General features: G+C 57.9%; 24 protein-coding genes. 7 read left to right on the top strand and 17 right to left on the bottom strand.

From position 1 onward, the window contains the following. Positions 1-21: 21 nt before the first annotated feature. The 4 genes from nlpA to MX657_RS00265 all read right to left on the bottom strand — a co-directional run bounded on the left by nlpA (position 22) and on the right by MX657_RS00265 (position 2,162). Positions 22-822, bottom strand: a complete 801-nt coding sequence (gene nlpA, locus MX657_RS00280; protein WP_008500128.1) for a lipoprotein NlpA — start codon at positions 820-822, stop codon at positions 22-24. Between the two features lie 129 nt (positions 823-951). Beyond that, a complete protein-coding gene (locus MX657_RS00275) occupies positions 952-1,350 on the bottom strand; it encodes a type II toxin-antitoxin system VapC family toxin (protein ID WP_346806890.1) in 399 nt (132 codons plus the stop codon). After that, positions 1,347-1,613, bottom strand: coding sequence for an antitoxin (locus MX657_RS00270; protein ID WP_346806889.1), 267 nt, complete (start codon positions 1,611-1,613; stop codon positions 1,347-1,349). Before MX657_RS00270 ends, MX657_RS00275 begins: the two co-directional genes overlap by 4 nt. Positions 1,614-1,742: 129 nt before the next feature. Then, positions 1,743-2,162: a GNAT family N-acetyltransferase gene (locus MX657_RS00265; RefSeq protein WP_346806887.1), complete on the bottom strand. Its 420-nt coding sequence runs from the start codon at positions 2,160-2,162 to the stop codon at positions 1,743-1,745. A 139-nt stretch (positions 2,163-2,301) separates the two neighbouring features. Between MX657_RS00265 and MX657_RS00260 the strand changes: the two genes are divergently transcribed. After that, entirely contained in the window at positions 2,302-2,598 is a 297-nt protein-coding gene (locus MX657_RS00260; protein ID WP_217479305.1) for a YicS family protein, read from the top strand. 44 nt (positions 2,599-2,642) lie between these two features. Here the strand turns inward: MX657_RS00260 and MX657_RS00255 are convergent, their stop codons facing one another. Then, positions 2,643-3,593 carry a LacI family DNA-binding transcriptional regulator gene (locus MX657_RS00255; RefSeq protein ID WP_119916764.1) on the bottom strand — a complete coding sequence of 317 codons (951 nt, stop codon included), beginning with the start codon at positions 3,591-3,593 and terminating at the stop codon, positions 2,643-2,645. A gap of 293 nt (positions 3,594-3,886) precedes the next feature. On the opposite strand from MX657_RS00255, the gene MX657_RS00250 reads away from it, so the two are divergent. The 6 genes from MX657_RS00250 (at position 3,887) to MX657_RS00225 (ending at position 9,798) form a co-directional block, all read left to right on the top strand. Beyond that, on the top strand, positions 3,887-4,201 hold the full coding sequence (locus MX657_RS00250; protein ID WP_119916762.1) for a PTS sugar transporter subunit IIB: 315 nt from the start codon (positions 3,887-3,889) through the stop codon (positions 4,199-4,201). 11 nt (positions 4,202-4,212) lie between these two features. After that, entirely contained in the window at positions 4,213-5,538 is a 1,326-nt protein-coding gene (locus MX657_RS00245) for a PTS sugar transporter subunit IIC (protein WP_119916761.1), read from the top strand. A 17-nt stretch (positions 5,539-5,555) separates the two neighbouring features. Beyond that, positions 5,556-6,932: a glycoside hydrolase family 1 protein gene (locus MX657_RS00240; protein WP_252002713.1), complete on the top strand. Its 1,377-nt coding sequence runs from the start codon at positions 5,556-5,558 to the stop codon at positions 6,930-6,932. 5 nt (positions 6,933-6,937) lie between these two features. Continuing rightward, positions 6,938-7,240: a PTS lactose/cellobiose transporter subunit IIA gene (locus tag MX657_RS00235; protein ID WP_176212971.1), complete on the top strand. Its 303-nt coding sequence runs from the start codon at positions 6,938-6,940 to the stop codon at positions 7,238-7,240. Between the two features lie 138 nt (positions 7,241-7,378). Beyond that, complete coding sequence (locus MX657_RS00230; RefSeq protein ID WP_080329784.1) at positions 7,379-8,758, top strand: carbohydrate porin; 1,380 nt, start codon at positions 7,379-7,381, stop codon at positions 8,756-8,758. A gap of 134 nt (positions 8,759-8,892) precedes the next feature. Then, complete coding sequence (locus MX657_RS00225; protein WP_119916757.1) at positions 8,893-9,798, top strand: EamA family transporter; 906 nt, start codon at positions 8,893-8,895, stop codon at positions 9,796-9,798. A gap of 1 nt (position 9,799) precedes the next feature. On the opposite strand, the gene MX657_RS00220 is transcribed toward MX657_RS00225, so the two are convergent. The 12 genes from MX657_RS00220 to ivbL form a co-directional block, all read right to left on the bottom strand. After that, positions 9,800-10,066 (bottom strand): Txe/YoeB family addiction module toxin, encoded by a 267-nt coding sequence (locus MX657_RS00220; RefSeq protein WP_014830066.1) that lies wholly within the window; start codon positions 10,064-10,066, stop codon positions 9,800-9,802. Further along, a complete protein-coding gene (locus MX657_RS00215; protein WP_080329782.1) occupies positions 10,041-10,313 on the bottom strand; it encodes a type II toxin-antitoxin system Phd/YefM family antitoxin in 273 nt (90 codons plus the stop codon). The genes MX657_RS00220 and MX657_RS00215 overlap by 26 nt, the downstream gene beginning before the upstream one ends. 56 nt (positions 10,314-10,369) lie before the next feature. Beyond that, entirely contained in the window at positions 10,370-11,560 is a 1,191-nt protein-coding gene (gene nepI, locus MX657_RS00210) for a purine ribonucleoside efflux pump NepI (RefSeq protein ID WP_119916754.1), read from the bottom strand. Positions 11,561-11,662: 102 nt separating this feature from the next. After that, positions 11,663-12,115 carry a DUF1198 domain-containing protein gene (locus MX657_RS00205; protein ID WP_014830062.1) on the bottom strand — a complete coding sequence of 151 codons (453 nt, stop codon included), beginning with the start codon at positions 12,113-12,115 and terminating at the stop codon, positions 11,663-11,665. 151 nt (positions 12,116-12,266) lie between these two features. Next, a complete protein-coding gene (locus MX657_RS00200; protein ID WP_119916753.1) occupies positions 12,267-13,271 on the bottom strand; it encodes an alpha/beta fold hydrolase in 1,005 nt (334 codons plus the stop codon). Positions 13,272-13,432: 161 nt separating this feature from the next. Continuing rightward, entirely contained in the window at positions 13,433-14,830 is a 1,398-nt protein-coding gene (gene uhpT, locus MX657_RS00195) for a hexose-6-phosphate:phosphate antiporter (protein WP_119916752.1), read from the bottom strand. Between the two features lie 132 nt (positions 14,831-14,962). Beyond that, a complete protein-coding gene (gene uhpC / locus MX657_RS00190) occupies positions 14,963-16,273 on the bottom strand; it encodes an MFS transporter family glucose-6-phosphate receptor UhpC (RefSeq protein ID WP_080329777.1) in 1,311 nt (436 codons plus the stop codon). Then, complete coding sequence (uhpB, locus tag MX657_RS00185) at positions 16,266-17,771, bottom strand: signal transduction histidine-protein kinase/phosphatase UhpB (RefSeq protein WP_219366597.1); 1,506 nt, start codon at positions 17,769-17,771, stop codon at positions 16,266-16,268. Before uhpB ends, uhpC begins: the two co-directional genes overlap by 8 nt. After that, positions 17,768-18,361: a transcriptional regulator UhpA gene (uhpA, locus tag MX657_RS00180; protein ID WP_032626676.1), complete on the bottom strand. Its 594-nt coding sequence runs from the start codon at positions 18,359-18,361 to the stop codon at positions 17,768-17,770. The genes uhpB and uhpA overlap by 4 nt, the downstream gene beginning before the upstream one ends. Before the next feature lie 84 nt (positions 18,362-18,445). Further along, positions 18,446-18,733, bottom strand: coding sequence for an acetolactate synthase small subunit (gene ilvN / locus MX657_RS00175; protein ID WP_010426528.1), 288 nt, complete (start codon positions 18,731-18,733; stop codon positions 18,446-18,448). A gap of 3 nt (positions 18,734-18,736) precedes the next feature. Beyond that, the gene (ilvB, locus tag MX657_RS00170) at positions 18,737-20,425 is read right to left on the bottom strand and encodes an acetolactate synthase large subunit (protein WP_346806884.1); all 1,689 of its coding nucleotides are present in this window, start codon (positions 20,423-20,425) and stop codon (positions 18,737-18,739) included. Between the two features lie 106 nt (positions 20,426-20,531). After that, positions 20,532-20,630, bottom strand: coding sequence for an ilvB operon leader peptide IvbL (ivbL, locus tag MX657_RS00165; protein WP_057979964.1), 99 nt, complete (start codon positions 20,628-20,630; stop codon positions 20,532-20,534). Positions 20,631-20,734 lie beyond the last annotated feature (104 nt).

The raw sequence follows: 20,734 nt of genomic DNA, 5'->3' as shown, positions 1-20,734 counted from the left end.
ACCGCGTTTTCTGCCAGTGCCTTACCAGCCCGGCACCGCCCCGCCGTTAAAGATCGTCTCCGCCGCTTTCGCCACTTCAGGTGACTGATATGACTGGATAAATTCCTTCACGTTCTCGGCGTCTTTGTTGTCTTCTCGCGTCACCACGATGTTCACGTACGGCGAGTTTTTATCTTCGATAAAGACGCTGTCATGCACCGGCGACAGCCCGGTTTGCTGAATATAGGTGGTGCTAATGATGGCGACATCCACTTTCGGGTCGTCCAGCACGCGCGGCAGCTGCGCCCCTTCCAGTTCCATGATTTTCAGCTGTTTTGGGTTGGCGGTAATATCCAGCGCCGTCGGCAGCAGCCCGGTGTCCGGCTTCAGGGTAATGAGCTTCTCTTTTTGCAGCAGCAGCAGCGCGCGGCCTAGGTTGGTCGGATCGTTTGGAATGGCAATGGTCGCCCCGTCCTTCAGGTCAGACACGGATTTGATTTTGCGGGAATAGCCGGCCATCGGGAAAACAAAGGTGTTGGCCACGGCGACCAGCTTGTAGCCATGCGCCTTGTTATCTTCCGCAAGGAAAGGGCGATGCTGGAAGACGTTGGCATCCAGTTCCCCCTGGTTGGTGGCATCGTTGGGCAACAGCGAGCCGCTGAAGCCCACCAGCTCCACGTCCAGGCCATATTTTTCTTTCGCCACCTTTTTGGCGACTTCCGCCACGTCCTGTTCAGCGCCGTTGATGACGCCCACTTTTATGTGTTTGGCATCGCTGCCACTTTGATCGCACCCTGCCAGCAGCAGGCCAGCGAGTACCAGAGCACCCAATCGACGTTTCACGAGACAGTTCCTTTTGCTGAATGTTGTAGTGACTATATCGACAACGAGGCGGTGAAATAAAAAACGAAAAAGAATCAATAAGAAGGATAAGTTATATGGGGGAATGCCGGCGTCACCCGGCAACAGGGATCACGACGTTGTCGTCCAGTCCTCGACGGCAAGCTCCTGCACCATTCTGAATGCACGATCGTTGGTCACAATCGTTGTCCCCCGGCTGATAGCATGTGCAGCGATCAGCTGATCGAGATCGTCCATCACTTTCCCTTTTTTCTCCATTGCGGCACGGAGTTCACCGTACGTTGCGGCGGCGTCACTGTCCCAGTCGCAAATCGTGATGGTATTGAGAAACTCCTGAATTGTTTCTTTCAATCTACTGCTTTTCTTCTTATCTGCGCCATATAGCAGTTCTGCTTCGGTAATGCTTGAGATACAAACGTCTCCCGGAGTCAGGCATGTCATTCTGCTTACAACCTCCGGGTGTCGTTTAAATAAGTGACTTACAATATTCGTATCCAGCATATGCCTCATGAACAGGCTCCATCCAAAGGGTCTCTTTTCATAACACTCTGATTACGTTCCTCTTTGCTCAGAAACGAATCCGGTACGTCCGTAACTGCCAGCAGGCGGAAAAAATTATCCCAACTCTTTGTCTGAACAGGTTTTGCCGCCAAAACAACATTCCCTTCCTCATCCCGCCGGATGTAGACACTCTTCGTATCAAATGCGAATTCAGCAGGCAGCATCACGGCCTGATTCCGCCCTTTTTTGAAGAGTTTTGCTGTCCGTTCCATTGACATCTCCACGCTTTATTTGACCAGGCCAAAGCATGCGCCAGGGCCTGAAAAGAAGACAAGCAGCATGCTTCAAATTAGGAAAGCGACTCGCAATAAATAGCAGAATCCATAATCACCGCAGCGGACTTAAAGCGCTTTCGCCAGATAATGCCGCTGCATGCCCGGATAAGGATAATCCTGCAAAGACATCTGCAGTTGGTACCCCTGTTTTTCATAGAACGGGCGCGCCTGGAAGCTGGCGGTATCCACCAGCGCGTGCCTGCAGCCTTTGCGTCTGGCTTCTTCTTCGGCCGTTTTGATGAGCCGGCTGCCCACGCCGGTTCCCCGCACGGTGTCACTCACCCAGAGAAAGTCGATATTCAGCCAGTCGCCTTTACGCATGCCTATTAGCCCGCCGAGCATGACGCCTTTATCGTCACGCACGTAAACGCCAATATCGCCGCTAAAGTTAGTCAGATCGAGAAACTGTCCGTTAAAAGCCCTCAGTCCCGTTAGTAACTCCTCTTTCTCCTGCGTCGTGACGTTATCAGTAATGCTCAGATGCATATTTTTCTCCTTATTTTTTCTGGCGTTTCACTATCGCATACCCATACCCTGGAGAAAATTCATACTTTCGGCTGGCGTCGTGACACTGAAGGTAACGATATATTTCATGAGATGCCTGTGACTTCTCAAGGGGGTTTTGATGAAAGCTGCGCACCTGGTCTGCCTGCTGGTTTGTCTGCTCTTCGCCGCGTTCGTCCATGCCCAGGAAAAGAACGACCCGGCGAAAGAGGCGCAAATAAAGCAGCAGGTTATGAAAGATATTAAGAAAGCCTGTACGCCACAGAAAAAGCAGAGCGATAAGGCCTGGCAGGAGATGATTTTGTCGTCGGAGGCCAACCAGCTGCTGATCAAAAATGCCGTTACCGCCGTGAAGCGCGACAACCCGGACGCCTACTGGGATGCAGTCAGTCAGGTGGATTGTATGGAAGATTACTGAGTTCTCGCCGGGCGGCGCTGCGCTCACCCGGCCTGGAAAATGTTTTACCGCTTCCGCACATCCGGAATAATCAAATCCCCACGCAGAACATAGGACCCGAGCATCTGCGTTTTCTCGGTCAGCCAGCTCACGATACGCGCTGCCATGGCGTCCATTGAATACTCGATGGCCGGGATCACCGGAATACCCGGCAGATGCAGCGATCCACCCAGGCTGAAGACCATGATGTCGTCCGGCACCGATTTATTAAACGCCTGAAGCTGCGGGATGACCCGCTGGGCTTCCTGCTCGTCCGCCACCAGCAGCGCGTTGAAATTGAGAGTACTGGCGTTGTTGAGCAACTCCTGCAGCGCTACGGATGAGGATGTCGCGTCCATAAAGACCAGGTTGCGATTAAAGGGCAGGAAGTTTTTCTCCAGCGCGTGCTTGTAGCCAAGCAGCACCTGGTCGGCAAACCCGCTACCGTGCGGGTGGATCAGGGCAATCTGGCGACGTCCCTGGCTGGTGAGATAGTTACAGGCGGTTTCGGCGGCAAAGGCGTGGTCGAACTGGATGCTGTTGGTGTTTTCAGCTTCCATACAGTCAACCAGAATGACGTTTTCCATCTCCACGTCCAGCGGGAAACGCGCGCCAATCACCAGGATGTCGTCACACAGGCCGCAGGAGAGTTCTTCGAGCGCGTTCATCACTTCCGCTTTGCTATGGGCGAAGCGCAGCAGCAGGTGTTTTTGATGCTGGCTGAGCTGTTTTTCCAGCGCGTACAGATAACCGGTGGTCTGGTTAATATTTTCCTGTGCGCAAATCACCCCAATGCAGCCCGTCGACTGGCTCAGCAGCGACTGGGCAATCACGTTGGGACGATAGTTCAGCTCATCCGCTGCCTTCAGAACGGCCTGACGGCTGGCTTCCTTCACGCCACGTGACCCACTCAACACTCGCGATACCGTGGCTTTAGACACCCCGGCAAGACGTGATACATCATTGATTGTCGACATCTCTTTCCCCTGGCAGGCTGACTTCGTGCCTGCAAATTCCATCACCGCTACGGCTCATATTATAGCCAGAACGGAGTATATCCGTTTCCGTTTTCCATGGAAACCGATTTTCCGTTTCCACTCAAAATGACGTAAAAACAGCCAAATTATGTGACCCACATCCGGTTAATTAGCCTCATAAGTAACGGATCTTGATGGTTGTCACACTTCTGTCTTTTATGAATGGAAACCGGTTTCCGTATCATGTCCAATCATCCTCGCAATAACTTTTTACATTTAGAGGATGGTTGTCGATGTTCAAGATTATGCTGTGCTGTTCTGCCGGGATGTCCACCAGCCTGTTAGTCAGCAAAATGGTCGATGTCGCGAAAGAACGTGGTGTGCCGGTGAAGATAGATGCGTACGGTGTTTCCGAATTTGATACGCAGTTTCCGCAATACCAGGTGGTACTTCTCGGACCGCAAGTGAAATACATGTTACAGACACTCTCAGACAAGGCGGCGACGCATGGCATTCCGGTGCAGCCCATCGACATGATGGACTACGGCATGCAGCGTGGCGATAAAGTACTGGACTATGCTCTGTCGCTCATCGAAGCGGCACACTAAAAGGTGTTCACATGAGTTCGTTATATCAATCCATGGTCGCGGTGATTGAGCAGTCAATTACCCCGCTGGCCGCAAAGCTGGGTCAGCAAAAGTATGTGATTGCCATCCGCGACGGTTTTACCGCCGCGCTGCCGTTTATGATCATCGGCTCGTTTATGCTGGTGTTCATCTTCCCGCCGTTCTCGGCGGATACCACCAACAGCTTCGCCCGCGGCTGGCTGGATTTCTCCCAGACCTACCGCGAGCAGCTGATGCTGCCGTTTAACCTCAGCATGGGCGTCATGACCTTCTTCATCTCGGTGGGGATTGGGGCGAGCCTGGGGCGTCAGTTTAACCTCGACCCGGTGATGTCCGGCCTGCTGGCCTTTATGGCCTTCCTGCTGGTCGCCGCGCCGTATGCCGATGGCAAAATCTCGACCCAGTATCTCTCCGGTCAGGGCATCTTCACCGCGCTAATCACCGCCATCTACTCCACCCGCGTCTATGCGTGGCTGAAGCAGAACAACGTGACCATCCGCCTGCCAAAGGAAGTGCCAACCGGCGTGGCGCGCTCGTTCGAAATCCTGATCCCGGTGATGGTGGTGATCGGTACGCTGCACCCGCTGAACCTGTTCATTGAAGCGCAGACCGGGATGATCATCCCGCAGGCGATCATGCACCTGCTGGAGCCGCTGGTATCCGCGTCTGACTCCCTGCCCGCGATTCTGCTCTCCGTGCTGCTGTGCCAGATCTTCTGGTTCGCCGGTATTCACGGCTCGCTGATTGTCACCGGCATCATGAACCCATTCTGGATGGCGAACCTCTCTGCAAACCAGGCGGCACTCGCCGCAGGCGCGGCGCTGCCGCACGTTTACCTGCAGGGCTTCTGGGATCACTACCTGCTGATTGGCGGCGTAGGCTCCACGCTGCCGCTGGCCTTCCTGCTGCTGCGCAGCCGCGTTACCCACCTGCGCACCATCGGCAAAATGGGCGTTGTGCCAAGCTTCTTTAACATCAACGAACCGATTCTGTTCGGCGCGCCGATCATCATGAACCCGATGCTGTTTATCCCGTTCGTGTTTGTTCCGTTGGTCAACGCCTGCCTGGCGTACGGTGCAACCAAACTCGGCTGGCTGGCACAGGTTGTGTCGTTGACCCCGTGGACCACCCCTGCACCGATTGGTGCCTCGTGGGCGGCGAACTGGGCGCTGAGCCCGGTGGTGATGTGCCTGGTCTGTATGGTGATGTCCGCGCTGATGTACCTGCCGTTCCTGCGCGCCTATGAGCGTACGCTCATCAAAAATGAAGAGCAGAAGGCCCAGGCAACCGTCGGTACCGCTGAAGCGACAAGCAATTAAGTCAAAGAGGAGTGGTCATGAAATACGCATTTCCCGATAACTTCTGGTGGGGCAGCGCAAGCTCTGCTCTCCAGACCGAAGGGGCAAGAGAGGGGGAAACCACGTGGGATTACTGGTTTGCCCGCGAGCCGAACCGTTTTCACAACGGCGTGGGGCCGCAGCAGACCTCCACGTTTTATCAGCACTGGAAAACGGACATTCAGCTGTTAAAGCAGCTGAACCACAACAGCTTTCGTACCTCGATTAGCTGGGCGCGCCTGATCCCCGACGGTATCGGTGAAGTGAACCCGGAAGCGGTCGATTTTTACAATCAGGTCATTGATGAGCTGAATGAACAGGGCATTACACCGTTTATCACCCTGTTCCATTTCGACATGCCGATGGCGATGCAGGAGATTGGCGGCTGGGAAAACCGCGACGTGGTGGATGCTTACGCCCGCTATGCGCAGATCTGCTTTGAGCTGTTTGGCGATCGCGTGCTGCACTGGTTTACCTTCAACGAGCCGATCGTGCCGGTGGAAGGCGGTTATCTGTACGACTTCCACTACCCGAACGTGGTTGATTTTCGTCGGGCAGCCACCGTGGCATATCACACCGTGCTGGCCCATGCGAAGGCGGTTCAGGCTTACCGCGCCGGGCATTACGCGGGGGAGATTGGCATCGTGCTGAACCTGACGCCGTCCTACCCGCGCTCGCAGAACCCGGCGGACGTGAAGGCGGCGCACATTGCGGACCTGATGTTTAACCGCAGCTTCCTCGACCCGGTGCTGCGCGGTGAATACCCGGCGGACCTGGTGGCGCTGCTGAAAGCGTACGATCAGCTGCCTGCCTGCAAGCCGGAAGACAGCGCCCTGATCGCGGAAGGGAAAATCGACCTGCTCGGCATTAACTACTATCAGCCGCGTCGCGTGAAGTGTCGCGACAGCGCGGTGAACCCGCAGGCGCCGTTTATGCCGGAATGGTTCTTTGATAGCTACGAGATGCCGGGCCGCAAGATGAACCCGTACCGCGGCTGGGAAATCTACGAGCCGGGTATTTACGATATTCTGGTTAACCTGCGCGACAATTACGGCAACCCACGCTGCTTTATTTCTGAAAACGGCATGGGCGTCGAAAACGAGCAGCGCTTTATTGAAAATGGCCAGATTAACGATCAATACCGCATTGAATTTATTTCGGAGCATTTAACGTGGCTGCATAAAGGGATTAGCGAAGGGTGCAATTGTCTTGGCTACCATATGTGGACGTTTATTGATAACTGGTCGTGGTGCAATGCCTATAAAAATCGCTACGGATTTATCCAGCTCGATTTAAAAACGCAGCAGCGCACCATTAAGAAAAGCGGACAGTGGTTTGCCGCCACCGCCTTAAATAATAGTTTTGAAAAAGAGTAATAATGATGATCGCATTAGAAGAAGCCGTAATGGAAATTATCGTCAATGCCGGACAGTCCCGCAGCCTGTGCTTTGAAGCGCTGCACGCGGCGCGTCAGGGCAACTTTGACGAGGCCAAAAGCCTGCTGCGCGAAGCCGACGGCTACGCGCGCCAGGCGCACAAGATGCAGACCAAACTGATCGAGCAGGATGCGGGCGAAGGCCGCCAGCCGATGACGTTAATCATGGTGCACGCGCAGGATCATTTAATGAATTCTTTATTAGCGCGTGAATTGTCTGAAGAAATTATTCATTTATATCAGAGATAGTCTATGGCGAAATAAAGTTAATGTAATACCTCTGTACCCTAAATAGAGATCCACTTGTTCTGATGATAGCGACATACTCTGTCAGATCGGAGCGGGATGGTTATTGTCTGAATAAAATTAAACTATATTGAGATAACCATGAATACGATTAAAAAACTTCCATTAACCATGGCGGTTATCGCCGCGCTTTGCCCAATTTCTGTACTCGCACAAGAATTTACGCAGGAGCAAATCGACGCTATTGTGGCAAAAGCGGTGGATAAAGCCCTCGCCGAGCGTCAGGCCAAAATGGATGCCGCGGTTGCGAAAAAAGCGGACGTGGTGACCGAGCCGCAGAGCGCGGCGCAATCTCCCGATATGGCGATCCCGTTCGGGATTAAATTTACCGGCTACGCCCGCTACGGGGCGCACTTCCAGGCCGCCGATCAGAAATACGTGGCGGTGGACGGCTCCTACAACGGCGCGTCCGCGATTGGTCGTCTGGGCAACGAAGGCAACGGCGGGGAATTCCAGCTCTCCAAGGCCTTCAAGGGGGACAACGGCGCCATCTGGGACATCAACGTGATGATCGACCACTGGGGCGACGAAGTTAACCTGAAAAAAGCCTACGCGGGGGTGACCAACATTATGGCCTCCAACCCGAACGCCTACTTCTGGGCCGGTCGTGACTTCCACCAGCGTCCGCAGCAGGGCATCAACGATTACTTCTGGATGAACCATGACGGCCAGGGCGCCGGGGTGAAAAACTTCGACATCGGCGGCGTGCAGTTTGACGTAGCCGCCGTGGCGGCGGTGGAATCCTGTAGTCCGGAAGTAATGGAAGATGAAGCGAACCCGTCGCGCATCACCTGTACCGGCGGTTCCGGCACGGGCGATAAAGGCAACTACGCGGCCACCTCGAAAATCCACGGCATGAAGGTCGGTCCGCTGGATCTGGAGCTGTACGCCAACTACGGCTTTGATTCAAAAGCGGTGGAGAGCGATGAGCGTCTGAACGCCTGGCAGGGCGGCGTGGTGCTGAGCCACACCAACGACAGCGGCGTGAACAAGGTCATCGCCCGCTACTCCGATAACGCGGACAACAGCGTATTCAACAAAACCGAGGATCTGACCACGGTCTACGCCAGCTTCGAAGGGCTTTACAAATTCACTCAGGCCACGCAGGTGGAGTACATTCTCGCCTTCCACGACTACGATAACAGCCGTGATAAGACCGATAATCGTAAGAACTACAACGCCATCGTGCGTCCGATGCACTGGTGGAACGACGTTCACTCCACCTGGCTGGAAGCGGGCTGGCAGCACGTTGATTACGACAACGGCGGCGACAACAAGGGCTGGAAGCTGACCCTGTCGCAGAACATGTCTATCGCCATGGGGCCGGAGTTCCGTCCGATGCTGCGCTTCTACGTGACCGGCGGCAAGGTGGATAACGAACGCACCGCGCGCGTGAACAACACCAAAGACGAAACGCTCGACGACTTCAACGTTGGCGCGATGTGGGAGGCGTGGTTCTAGTACAGCGCCGTTTATTTCGCCCGGCGGCGCTGCGCTTGCACGGGCCTACACAACCTTGTAGGCCGGGTAAGCGCAGCGCCACCCGGCAAGATCCCATGTTATGCTACAAAAAAACCAACATAACAGGGGAGAACATGGGTTCCACACGCAAAGGGATGCTAAACGTCCTGATCGCCGCCGTTTTATGGGGCAGTTCCGGGGTTTGTGCACAGTACATCATGGAGAAAAGCCACATTTCTTCGCCTTACCTGACCATGATTCGCCTGCTGTTTACCGGCGTGATCCTCCTGACGCTCTCCTTCGTTCACGGCGACAAGATTTTCTCGGTCATCAAGCATCGCAAAGACGCTCTCAGCCTGCTGTTTTTCTCGCTGGTCGGCGCGCTCACCGTGCAGCTCACCTTCCTGCTGACGATTGAAAAATCCAACGCCGCTACCGCCACCGTGCTGCAGTTTCTGTCGCCGACCATCATCGTGGCGTGGTTCGCCCTGGCGCGGAAAACGCGTCCCGGCGTGTTTGTCCTGTCAGCGATTTTTACGTCGCTGATCGGTACTTTCCTGTTGGTCACCCACGGCGATCCGACTTCGCTCTCCATCTCGCCTGCCGCGCTGTTCTTCGGCATCGCTTCGGCGTTTGCCGCCGCGTTTTATACGACCTATCCGTCAGCGCTGATTGCCCGCTACGGTACGCTGCCAATTGTCGGCTGGAGTATGCTGATTGCGGGATTGATGCTGACGCCGTTCTACGCCGGACGCGGTACCACCTTTGTGATTGACGGCGGCCTGCTGCTGGCGTTTTTCTACCTGGTGGTGATCGGCACGGCGCTGACGTTCAGCCTGTATCTGAAGGGCGCGCAGATGATCGGCGGGCCGAAGGCGAGCATTCTGAGCTGCGCCGAGCCGCTGAGCAGCGCGCTGCTGTCGGTGGTGTTGCTGGGCGTGGCGTTCACCCTGCCGGACTGGCTGGGGACGCTGCTGATTGTGTCGTCGGTGGTGCTGATTTCGATGGATTCGAGAAGACGGGTGAAGGCATCGGCATGATCTACGAATAATAGTGATAGCGGCACATTAAAATAGTGAGAGCGCTATCCGACACCCCGTAAACCAGACGGTCAGTATCATTGATTCGGCGGGACCAGTATCCGGAAAGATTACCCTTAAGCGGTTCCGGCTTACCCAGGCCATTAAAGGGTTGACGCTTCGCATCTTCAATCAATTTATTGATTCTGCGAAGCGTTTTCTTATCCTGCTCCTGCCACCACAGGTAATCATCCCAGCCGTTATCAGTCCAAATCAGTAGCCTGGTCATCTATCAAATCCCTCTGCGTGGTTTTTCCGGTATTTACCTGTGCGATTGACTCCATCAGTCGACTGGCATTGGCAGGCGAACTCATCAGATGGATGGTTTCCATCATCGAGTTGTAGTGCTGTAAAGACATCACCACCGCATCCCCCCCGTTTCGGCGGCTGATGATGGTGGTCTCCACGTTGTCATTCACGTCGTCCAACACATCTTTGAGTCGGCTTCGTGCTTCGGTAAAAGTCACAACCTGCATATTTCCTCCTGTACAAGTTACGGTACAAGTATAACGATGGGGTGACTATTAATCAATCAGCGCGCCTTCACCTTCCCCGCCACCAGCAGCGCCGTCAGCAACATCAGCGTACCGGAAATCACCAGCGGCGAGGTCAGCCCCAGGTGGTCGAGCGCTACGCCACCCACCGCCGCGCCGCAGGTGTTCGCCAGCTGGATCACCGCCACCTGAATCGACCCGGCTTTTTCCGCCTGATCGGCAAGCGTTCGGGTGATCCACGTCGACCAGCCCACCGGCACCAGCGCAAAGGCAAAGCCCCAGATAATAGCGATCGCCGACGCTACCCACTTGTCGCTGCCCCACAGCACCAGCACCGTGGCACTGACAGCCAGCACCAGCGGCGCGCCCGCCAGAGCGACCTTCAGGGAGCGTTTCAGGAACTGCGACGACAGCGAGGTGCCGACAAAGCTGGCGATACCGAAGCTCAGCAGCACCAGCGTCAGGCCGTCGACGTCAAAGCCCGCCATAGTCATAAATACCGGGCGGATGTAGGTAAAGAAGGCAAACTGTCCGGCAAAGGCCATGAAGATGGCGGTCATCCCCGCCAGCACGCCGGGGCGCTTCAGCAGCGCGAACATGTTCTGCTTATGATGCGCCGCCTCGCCCGGCAGCGACGGCAGCGCCTTCCACACCCAGATAATGCACAGCACGCCCATCACCGCCGCGGCGTTAAAGACGTTACGCCAGCCGATAATCCCACCGAGGAAGCTGCCGAGCGGCGCGGCAATCACCAGCGCAATAGACACCGCACCGAAGATGACGGAAAGCGCTTTTGGCACCGTGCGCGCGGGCACCAGGCGCATGGTCAGCGAGGCCGACATCGCCCAAAATCCGCCGAGCCCAAGCCCGAGACAGGCGCGACCGAGCAGCAGCAGGGTGAAGCTTTCCGCGAAGGAGACCAGCAGGCAGGAGAGCGTCAGCAGCACGCTGAACAGAATGACCACTTTGCGGCGGTCAATAGAACCAATCACCTGGGTGATAAACAGGCTGGCGAACATCGCCACGAAGGCGGTGACGGTAACGGACTGGCCCGCCACGCCCTCGGAAATACCCAGATCCTGCGCCATCGGTGTCAGGAGGCTCACCGGCAGAAACTCAACGGTAATCAGGCAGGCGACGCAGAACGCCACGGAGAAAACCGCCGACCAGTTGGGGCGCGAAACCTCTTTTGTCTGCGGTCTGGTCGTGGGCTGGATATGTTCTGTCATGGCGTCACCTGAAGAAAAAAACGTGCGGAAAAGTCGCGCAGTTTATCATCAAAAGTGTGACGAATTTAACGATTTGACAACTTTTGTCGTTTTTACAGGGGATCAGTGCAGGTAAAACACGCCCTCTTCCGGCAGGAAAAGCTGGTTGTAGCGCAGCTGGAAGGCGTTAAGCTCCTGCGGATCGGGCTCCATCTCGCGCATAAAGCCGAGGGCGAGGCGGATTTGTGCATCGGTGATCGGCGCGGCCAGGCGGGCTTTACGCAGCATACGGTGCCAGGTATGCAAATTCTCTTCGCTACCGTCGACAATGCAGACCTGCCAGATGAGCAGCACCTGCGCGGCGTTTTGCAGATGCGCTTCGTCAGGTCGCTCAAGGTAGCGGATAAACTCATTGCCCGGCGTTTTACCAAACTGATCGATCATCGACTCAACCGGCATCGGGGTGATCCCCAGACGCTCGCTTAAACGTTTGATGGCGCGGCGGGAATCTGAGGTCAGGACGCGAAACCCAACCACAAACACCACGGCAAGCGTTGCCAGCATTATCCAGACCATGCGTTCTCCTTAGACTAGCCGCTCATCATAGCGGGAAACGCACCGTGTCGACAGCGGGTACGGCCAGAATAGTGAACCGAAAAAAGCTGGATAAATGCGATGAAAGCAATCCCGCGCAGGCGTGGCTGCGCGGGCTGTTGCTGGAGACCAGTTAGCGAGCCTGAAGCCCCTTCAGCAGCGCCTCGTGGAAGCGTGCGGGATCCTGCATCTGCGGCGCGTGGCCCATGTCGTTAAATTCCACCAGCGTCGCGTGGGGAATGCGTTTCGCCGTCTCTTTACCCAGCACCGCATAGTTGCCGAGCGTCTTGCGGATCTCCGGCGGGGCGAGATCTTTCCCGATGGCGGTGTTGTCCTTCGTGCCGATCATCAATAATACCGGCATCTTCAGGTCGCTAAATTCGTAGATCACCGGCTGGGTGTAGATCATGTCGTAGAGCAGCGCCGAGTTCCAGGCCACGCGTTCTTTACCCGGCCCGTTGTTCAGCCCGGCAAGCATGGTCACCCAGCGCTCGTATTCCGGCTTCCACTCCCCGGCGTAGTAGGTGTTTTTCTCGTACTGGCGAATGCCGTCGGCGCTGACCTTCAGCTCGCGCTGGTACCACTGGTCGACCGTAATATGCGGCACGCCGCGCGCTTTCCAGTCTTCCAGGCCTATCGGATTGACCATCACCAGCTGTTCCACCTGCTGCGGCCACATCAGCGCGTAGCGGGTCGCCAGCATGCCACCGGTCGAGTGGCCGATGACCGTCACGCGATCGACGCCGAGCGATTTCAGCAGCGCGTGGGTGTTATCCGCCAGCTGCTGGAAGGTGTACTGATACCGCTCCGGCTTGGTGGATTTACAGAAGCCGATCTGGTCGGGAGCAATCACCCGATACCCGCTGGCTGAAAGCGCGCGGATCGTACCGTCCCATGTACCGGCGCAGAAGTTTTTGCCGTGCATCAGCACCACGGTGCGGCCATTGGGGTTTTCCGGCTTAACGTCCAGGTAGGCCATATCCAGAGGCTGGTTTTGCGAGGTAAAGGTAAAGTGTTTTACCGGCCAACCGTAGTCAAAACCCTCCAGCTTCTCGCCGTAGCCAGGGGCATCCGCAGCCATTGCGGGGGAGGCCAGCGCCATCAGCAGCGCCAGGCAGGACAATCGTCGGGTCAACATGCAGGTTCTCCGTTAGCAAAGGGGCTAAGGCTGCACGAAAGGCGGCAGCAAAAACACTGTAGAGCATGGAGAGGAGCGGGTGTGTAAAACGGGGTAAAGGCGTAACGTACAAAACAAAAAAGCCCGGCATCACACACCGGGCAAAGAAGTTACCTGCACACTCAGGCCGCTTTCAATTTCTGCTTCTGCGCACGATTCTCACGGCGAATCTTACGTTCTTCCAGCACCGCCACCATCGCCATCAGGACGATACAGCCGATCGCCGCCGCATCCAGCGCCGCGAAGGTGCCCGCCCAGCCGGTGAGGCCGAAAATCGGCGTTCCGTCGGCGATCATCCCCAGGCCCAGCTTGGCGAAGCTGTCGCCGATCAGGTAGGCGAAGGTGCCTTTAATCCCATCGGCGGCGCCGATCGCTTTTTTCGGGACGAAGCCCACTGCCGCCACGCCGATCAGTAATTGCGGACCAAACACCAGGAAGCCGAGCGCGAACAGGGACGCCAGGTAAACGTACTGGTTGCTGGCGTGCTGGTAGACGCCGAGCGTGGCGATAATCAGCGCCAGCGCGACGCAGGCCACCAGCGCGCGACGGCCGTTGGCGAGGTCGGAGAGCCAGCCCCACAGCAGGGTGCCGACCAGCGCGCCCACTTCAAACAGGGTGAAGCCCTGAATCGCCACTTCTTTAGAAAGCTTCAGCTCCTGGAAGGCATACACGGTGGACCACTGGTCGATACCGATGCGCACCACGTACAGGAAGATATTTGAGAAGCACAGCAGCCAGATCACTTTGTTTTTCAGCACGTACTCCACAAAGATCTGCCATTTGGACATCTCGTTTTCTTCAGTCTCTTTGTCCTCTTCGCTGATCTCCTCGCCGAACAGCTCTTCAGCTTTGCCGAGGCCGTAAGATTCCGGAGAGTCGCTGCCGAAGCGCAGGCCGATAAAGCCGACAATCAGGGCGATAATCGACGGGAAGATAAACATGCCGATCACGTGGCCATCGAACAGATAGTTTGCGCCAAACAGCGCCACGCCTGCTGCACCCGCCCCGCCGAGGTTGTGGGAGATGTTCCACATGCCGAGGTACGAACCACGCTTGCGGCGCGGCGTCCATTTGGTGATGGTGGAGTAGCTGCACGACCCGCCGGTACTCTGAAAGAAACCGCTCAGGGCATAGAAGGCGATCATCAGGAACAGGCTGACGGAGCCCGCACCCATGCTGGCGCTGAAGCCGAGCATACAGATAGCGGAGAGGATCAGCATAAACGGCAGGAATTGCTTGGTGTTTTTGCCGTCCGCATAATAGGAAACGACGGTTTTCCCCACGCCGTAGGTGATGGAGAAGCCCAGGCCGATCATCCCCAGCTGCGTCATGCTCAGCCCGTAGGTTGAGATCATGTCGTTCTGCGCAATGTTAAAGTTTTTGCGGATCAGGTACATGGTCAGGTAGCCGATGAAGACCACCAGATAGGACTGCATGAACGGTTTGAACCACATCTTGCGCCGCACGTCGAGCGGCAGATCCAGGGTAGGCTTGCGCACCTGGTTTAAGAAGGCCAGCATGGTTGATTTACTCCTGAGCTGATTTTTGCAGCATTGTAAAAATCAGCCGGGAGAGATGCCTGAGACAGCGTCCAGGTGAAACCGGGAAAATTTCTTAGTTTTGCGCGTCTCGGCAGCAAAAGGTGAGGCGCGTCACGCTTCGCGCGGTGCCTGCGCGTGCAAAAACGGCAGCAAAAGCAGCGCTGAGATCCCCGCAGCGATGGCAATCACCGCAAAGAAACCGCTCCAGTGCCAGACGTCGATCACCCGCGCCAGCGGCCAGCCGGAGAGCGACGCGCCGAGGTAGGCAAACAGCCCGACAAAGCCCGTCGCCGCGCCTGCCGCCTCTTTGTGCGAGCACTCCGCCGCCGCCATGCCGATCAGCATCTGCGGGCCAAACACGAAAAAGCCGATGGTGAAGAAGCACGCCGCCTGCATCACGTAGCTGGCGAACGGCATCAGCCACAGCGAGCCCACGGAGAGCAAAATCCCTGCGGCGAAAATCAGGTTCATCGGGCCACGGTTGCCGTTGAATAGCTTATCCGAGCCCCAGCCCGCCACCAGCGCGCCGATAAACCCGCCCAGCTCGAACATGGTCACCGCCGAGTTGGCGGTCACCAGGTCTACGCCGAGCGTCTCGGACATGTACAGGTTGCCCCAGTCGTTGATCGCCGCGCGCACTACGTAGACCAGCACGTAGCAGAGCGACAGCAGCCAGATGTACGGGTTTTTCAGCACGTATCGGGTGAGGATCTCCCTGCGGGTCAGTCCCGCGCCCTCCTGCTGCTGGGCAATTTCCATCTCGTCGTGCCGCCAGTCGCCCACCGCAGGCAGGCCGACGGTTTGCGGTCGGTCGCGCAGGCGCCAGCAGAGGAACAGCCCGGCGACAATCGCGAGGCCACCGGCAATCATCATCCCCGCGCGCCAGCCGTAGTGCAGCGCCGCGGCGCCCACTACCATCGGGATAAGCGCCCCGCCGACGTTATGCGCGGTGTTCCAGATTGCCCACCAGCCGCCGCGCTCGTTGCGCGAGTACCAGGCGGTGAGCAGGCGGGCGCAGACCGGCGCGCCCCAGCCCTGGAAAAAGGCGTTCAGCGCCCACAGCAGGGCGAAGGCCCACAGCGAGGTGGAGAAGCCAAACAGGATGTTCACTACGCCGGTGGCGATCAGCCCAACGCCCATAAAATAGCGCGCGTTGGAGCGGTCGCTGACGATGCCGGAGAAGAACTTCGACAGGCCGTAGGTGATGTAAAACAGCGTCGCCAGCAGGCCGATATCGGTGCGCGTCATCACGCCGCTGGCGAGGATTTCCGGCGCGGCAGCGTTGAAGCTTTTGCGGGTGAAGTAGAACAGTGCGTAGCCGAGCCAGATGGTCATCAGGATATGGCGACGCCAGTAACGGTAGCGGGCGTCGATTTCAGCTTTGTCGCCAATTGGTGCGGCGCTGGCAGGGGTTTTAAACATGGTAACTCCGTAGCGGCAGGCTGACGCTGACGCGCGTCCCATGGGTGCAGGAGAGGGTCAGCGTGCCGCCCAGCGCCTTGACGCGCTCGCGCATCCCCGCCAGGCCAAAGCCCTGCTGGCCGGAGCCCGGCGGCAGGCCGCAACCGTCGTCTTCAATCACCAGCATCAGGCGCTCATCCTGCTGCCAGCCCTGGATGGTGACCGCGCTGGCGCTGGCGTGTTTGACGATATTGTTCAGCCCCTCCTGACAGACGCGGAACAGCGTCACGCGCTGGCCTTCGCTGAGCGAAGATTCGTTAATGCGCCAGTCGAGATGGCTGACAATGCCGCGGCTTTCCAGCTCCATCTCGCGCATCAGAGAACGCACCGCCTGCTCCAGCGAGAGATCGTCGAGCTGGCGCGGGCGCAGCCGTCCTAACAGGCGGCGAACGGAATCATAGACGCCCAGCGAAAGCTGTTCGATATGCGCCCCGCCCTGCTTCACGCCCGCGTTTTCCGCCGCCAGGCGCTGGACAATGCCCGCCTGGGTGCGGATAGCGGTGATGGTCTGGCCGATATCGTCGTGCAGCTCGCGGGCCACCTCCTGCCGCACGCTCTCTTCCGTCTCCAGCAGACGCTCCGCCAGGCGGCGGTTGCGGGCCAGCTCGGTTTGCAGGGACTGGTTCAGCTCGCGCAGGCGCTGAATGCCCGCGCCGAGTAGCAGCCCGGTCAGGCTCTGGGCCAGCAGGGAGAGCAGTAAATCTACAGGATGATCGTGCCAGGTCTGGCTGGCAATCAGCGCGATGGCGTTCATCAGCGTGGCGATCAGCGCCCCCTGCCAGCCGTAGTGCCAGGCCAGGGCAATTATTGGAAGCGCCAGACAAAACGGCGTGAAGCGTGAAAGCTCGGCGGGCAGGCCAAGCTGGAGCCACAGGCTCACCACAAACAGCAGCAGATACCAGATGAGGTGCCGGGCGCGCCAGTTCACCGGTTGGGAAACCAGCGCCGGACCGAGCGGCTGCCAGACGGTGCTGGTGAGGTAGTGCCAGAAAACCAGGCAGGTCGGCGCGAGGGTCAGACCGCCGGTAAGGGTGAGCAGCAGGGCGTTAAGCATCTCCTTCTCGCCGATCCACGGCAGGGATTGTAACAACGCGGCGGCAATCAGCGCCGCCCCCTGACGCAGCAGCGTGCGCCAGTCGCGCTGGTGTCGGTAGCGGGAAATGAGCGCAACCGGGAGAAGCGTGAGCAGGCTTCCGGTCATCAATAAGGGCAGATGCGCGAGGGCCACTTCCTGCGCCAGCCAGACCAGCATCAGCCACTCTGCGCCGAGCAAAACCGGCCAGTAGACGCGCGGGCACTGGAGCATTAGCCCCAGACGCAGGCCGAAGGGAAACAGCAGCACCGCCAGCTCCGGGCGTTCCACCAGGTGCAGGCTGATGCTCCACAGGCAAAACCACGCGGCGGAGAAGATAAAAAAGCTGGCGACAACGGCGATCAGCCGTGAAAAAGCGGAACTCATTGCCAGCTGTCGAACATGCGGCGCGCCAGCTCGACGTCGTTGCTGACGTTAAGTTTTTCCATCAGATTAGCGCGGTGAACGTGCACGGTTTTCGGGGACAGTTCCAGCTCGGCGGCAATCTCTTTCACCGACATGCCCTGCGCGAGCTTCTCGGCCACCTGACGCTCGCGCCTGGTGAGCGGATCCTGCCTTCCGGCTGCCAGCTTGATGGCGATATCCGGCGTTAAATAGCAGCCGCCGGTGGAGACGGTGCGCACGGCGGCGATCAGTTCGTCCGGGCTACAGCGTTTGGAGAGGAAGCCGCGCGCGCCCGCGTTGAGCGCCTGCTCGACCAGCGCCGGGCTGTCGTGGACCGACAGCATAATCGTCGCCATGCCCTTCGGCAGCTGGCTTAGCAGCTCCAGCCCGGAGAGATCCGGCATCGAGATATCACAGATACAGACCTGCACCCCGCGCCCCGGCAGGCCCGCCAGCGCCTCGCGACCGGAGCCAAACTCGGCCACGACCTGAAAATCCGGTTCGAGGTTCAGAAGCTGGGCAAAGCCGGAGCGGACGATAAGGTGGTCGTCGATGAGAGCGATGGTGGTCATGTGTGTTCCTGCGGTCTGAAAAAGCCGGATGGCGCTGCGCTTATCCGGCCTACAAGAGCGAAAGACGCTTACCTTAAGCGATCTTTATTCGAAAAACACCGCAATTTTGTTAAACATGGTGGGATCGGACTGGTTGCGCGCCACTTTGGTGACATCTTCCAGCTTGTCGATCTGCGCCATCATCTGCTCCAGACGCTGGTCGTCGTTGACCAGCAGCCAGATGCGGCTGTGCTCGCTGCCCTGAATCGGCAGACAGAGAATGCCTTCCACGTTAAACGCCCGGCGGGCAAAGAGCCCGCAGACGTGGGTCATGACGCCAGGGTGGTTGCGGACGGTGAGTTCCAGAATGACGTTATCATGTTGTTTCTGCATGGCTTATTCTCCCACCATCTCAGTATTTGCCGCACCCGGCGGCACCATCGGATACACTTTTTGTTCAGGGTCGATACGCACGTGGATCAGCGCCGGGCCCGGACGAGAAATCGCCGCCTGCAGCGCCCCGTGGGCGTCTTCTTCCGCGTTCAGATCGCAGGTATGCAGGCCGAAGCCGGCGGCAATCTGCATAAAGTTAATCATCCCCGGATAGGTCGCCGCAAACACGCCCTGCTTGTAGAACAGGCTCTGCTGCTGGTGCACAAGCCCCAGCGCCTCGTTGTTCATCAGGATGATTTTCACGTCTAACTGGTTTTCGGCCGCCGTCGCCATTTCCTGAATGTTCATCATCAGGCTGCCGTCGCCGGAGAAGCAGATAACCTTGCGGTCCGGGTTGGCGAGCGCAGCGCCTACTGCCGCTGGCAGGCCGAAGCCCATGGTGCCGAGGCCGCCGGAGGTCAGCCACTGGCGTGGACGGTTCAGCGGATACGCCTGCGCGGTCCACATCTGATGCTGGCCCACGTCGGTGGTGATAATCGCGCTGTCGTCCACGCAGGCGGCCACGGCGTTGATCAGGCCATAGTGGCTCAGCGGGTCGCCTTCGGTTGGGATGGCCCCCGGGAACTCGCGCTGCAGATCCGCCACCAGCTGACGCCAGTCGGCGCGGTCGGCTGCGTCCGTCTGCGGGATCAGCTGCGCCAGCACGTCGGCCACGTCGCCCTGAATCGCCACGTGCGGCTGCTTGATTTTACCCAGCTCGGCGCGGTCGATATCTACGTGAATGATTTTGGCGTTCGGGCAGAACTGCTCGGTTTTGCCAATCGCCCGGTCATCAAAACGGGCACCCATAACAATCAGCAAATCCGCCTCTTGCAGGATGTAGTTGGTGCTGCGCGCGCCGTGCATGCCCAGCATGCCCAATGACAGCGGATGCACTTTAGGCAGCATGCCCAGCGCCATCAGGGTCATCGTGGTAGGCAGGTTGGCTTTTTCAGCGAACTGACGGATTTCATCTGCGGCGTTAATCGCTCCGCCGCCCAGGTAGAGCACCGGGCGTTTGGCGGCGTTAATCATGGCTGCGGCATCGCGCACGCTCTCAGCGCTGAATTCTGGCGCAGGTGCCCGCTCGCCTGGTTCCGGCAAAACGTCGATCTCGATCTCTGCGGTCTGGACATCCTTAGGAATGTCTATCCACACCGGGCCCGGGCGGCCAGACTGCGCAATGCGGAACGCATCGCTGATAACCTGAGGCAGCTCGCTGATATCGCGAACTAAATAGTTATGTTTGGTGATGGGGATAGAGATGCCGTAGGTGTCCACTTCCTGGAACGCATCGGTGCCGATCATCGAGGACGGCACCTGGCCGGTAATGCAGATCAGCGGAATGGAGTCGAGGCGCGCGTCGGCGATGGCGGTCACCAGGTTGGTTGCGCCGGGGCCGCTGCAGGCCATACAGACTGCCGGTTTGCCCTGCGTACGCGCCATGCCCTGAGCGATAAAGCCTGCCCCCTGCTCGTGACGCGCCAGCACGTGGCGGATCTGTGTGCTTTGGCTCAACGCATCGTACAGCGGCAGAACCGTGCCGCCCGGGATGCCCGCAACGGTAGTGATGCCCTGTCGTTCCAGCAAATGAACGATCAGCTGCGCGCCGGTGAAACGCGTCTTCGTGGATGTTGTGCCCGAACTTGCCATGCTCCAGTCCTTTTCTTCTGGGCCGACGTTCCGGGGAGGGTCCTAAACGAAAAACCCCGCCCGGTTTGCGCCGGCGGGGTTTTGGATTCGTGTGTTGATCCAGTCCCTACGGCGCATTGCCGACGACCACCACCACACGCACGACGACCACTGCGGCAGGTTGCGCAGTTTTTAGTAGGGTCGAAGTGAAGATGGATGAAGTCATTGGGGACCTGTGTTTGGAATCATTGATTGAATTTATACAAACACAGGTTTTCGGATGTGACAATGGAAATATTTTCATCTGCGCAAAAATGCGTCAGGGATCAC

It is taken from the genome of Enterobacter chuandaensis, assembly GCF_039718975.1.
In the GTDB taxonomy this organism is placed as follows: Bacteria; Pseudomonadota; Gammaproteobacteria; order Enterobacterales; family Enterobacteriaceae; genus Enterobacter; species Enterobacter chuandaensis.
Note: the sequence above shows the minus strand (reverse complement) of the source record. Positions and strands in the feature narration are given on the sequence as shown.

Coding starts and splice junctions, on each gene's coding strand:
- MX657_RS00275 (WP_346806890.1), bottom strand. CDS start 1,350: ATGAGGCATATGCTGGATACGAATATTGTAAGTCACTTATTTAAACGA.
- MX657_RS00270 (WP_346806889.1), bottom strand. CDS start 1,613: ATGGAACGGACAGCAAAACTCTTCAAAAAAGGGCGGAATCAGGCCGTG.
- MX657_RS00265 (WP_346806887.1), bottom strand. CDS start 2,162: ATGCATCTGAGCATTACTGATAACGTCACGACGCAGGAGAAAGAGGAG.
- MX657_RS00260 (WP_217479305.1), top strand. CDS start 2,302: ATGAAAGCTGCGCACCTGGTCTGCCTGCTGGTTTGTCTGCTCTTCGCC.
- MX657_RS00255 (WP_119916764.1), bottom strand. CDS start 3,593: ATGTCGACAATCAATGATGTATCACGTCTTGCCGGGGTGTCTAAAGCC.
- MX657_RS00250 (WP_119916762.1), top strand. CDS start 3,887: ATGTTCAAGATTATGCTGTGCTGTTCTGCCGGGATGTCCACCAGCCTG.
- MX657_RS00245 (WP_119916761.1), top strand. CDS start 4,213: ATGAGTTCGTTATATCAATCCATGGTCGCGGTGATTGAGCAGTCAATT.
- MX657_RS00240 (WP_252002713.1), top strand. CDS start 5,556: ATGAAATACGCATTTCCCGATAACTTCTGGTGGGGCAGCGCAAGCTCT.
- MX657_RS00235 (WP_176212971.1), top strand. CDS start 6,938: ATGATCGCATTAGAAGAAGCCGTAATGGAAATTATCGTCAATGCCGGA.
- MX657_RS00230 (WP_080329784.1), top strand. CDS start 7,379: ATGAATACGATTAAAAAACTTCCATTAACCATGGCGGTTATCGCCGCG.
- MX657_RS00225 (WP_119916757.1), top strand. CDS start 8,893: ATGGGTTCCACACGCAAAGGGATGCTAAACGTCCTGATCGCCGCCGTT.
- MX657_RS00220 (WP_014830066.1), bottom strand. CDS start 10,066: ATGACCAGGCTACTGATTTGGACTGATAACGGCTGGGATGATTACCTG.
- MX657_RS00215 (WP_080329782.1), bottom strand. CDS start 10,313: ATGCAGGTTGTGACTTTTACCGAAGCACGAAGCCGACTCAAAGATGTG.
- nepI (WP_119916754.1), bottom strand. CDS start 11,560: ATGACAGAACATATCCAGCCCACGACCAGACCGCAGACAAAAGAGGTT.
- MX657_RS00205 (WP_014830062.1), bottom strand. CDS start 12,115: ATGGTCTGGATAATGCTGGCAACGCTTGCCGTGGTGTTTGTGGTTGGG.
- MX657_RS00200 (WP_119916753.1), bottom strand. CDS start 13,271: ATGTTGACCCGACGATTGTCCTGCCTGGCGCTGCTGATGGCGCTGGCC.
- uhpT (WP_119916752.1), bottom strand. CDS start 14,830: ATGCTGGCCTTCTTAAACCAGGTGCGCAAGCCTACCCTGGATCTGCCG.
- uhpC (WP_080329777.1), bottom strand. CDS start 16,273: ATGTTTAAAACCCCTGCCAGCGCCGCACCAATTGGCGACAAAGCTGAA.
- uhpB (WP_219366597.1), bottom strand. CDS start 17,771: ATGAGTTCCGCTTTTTCACGGCTGATCGCCGTTGTCGCCAGCTTTTTT.
- uhpA (WP_032626676.1), bottom strand. CDS start 18,361: ATGACCACCATCGCTCTCATCGACGACCACCTTATCGTCCGCTCCGGC.
- ilvN (WP_010426528.1), bottom strand. CDS start 18,733: ATGCAGAAACAACATGATAACGTCATTCTGGAACTCACCGTCCGCAAC.
- ilvB (WP_346806884.1), bottom strand. CDS start 20,425: ATGGCAAGTTCGGGCACAACATCCACGAAGACGCGTTTCACCGGCGCG.
- ivbL (WP_057979964.1), bottom strand. CDS start 20,630: ATGACTTCATCCATCTTCACTTCGACCCTACTAAAAACTGCGCAACCT.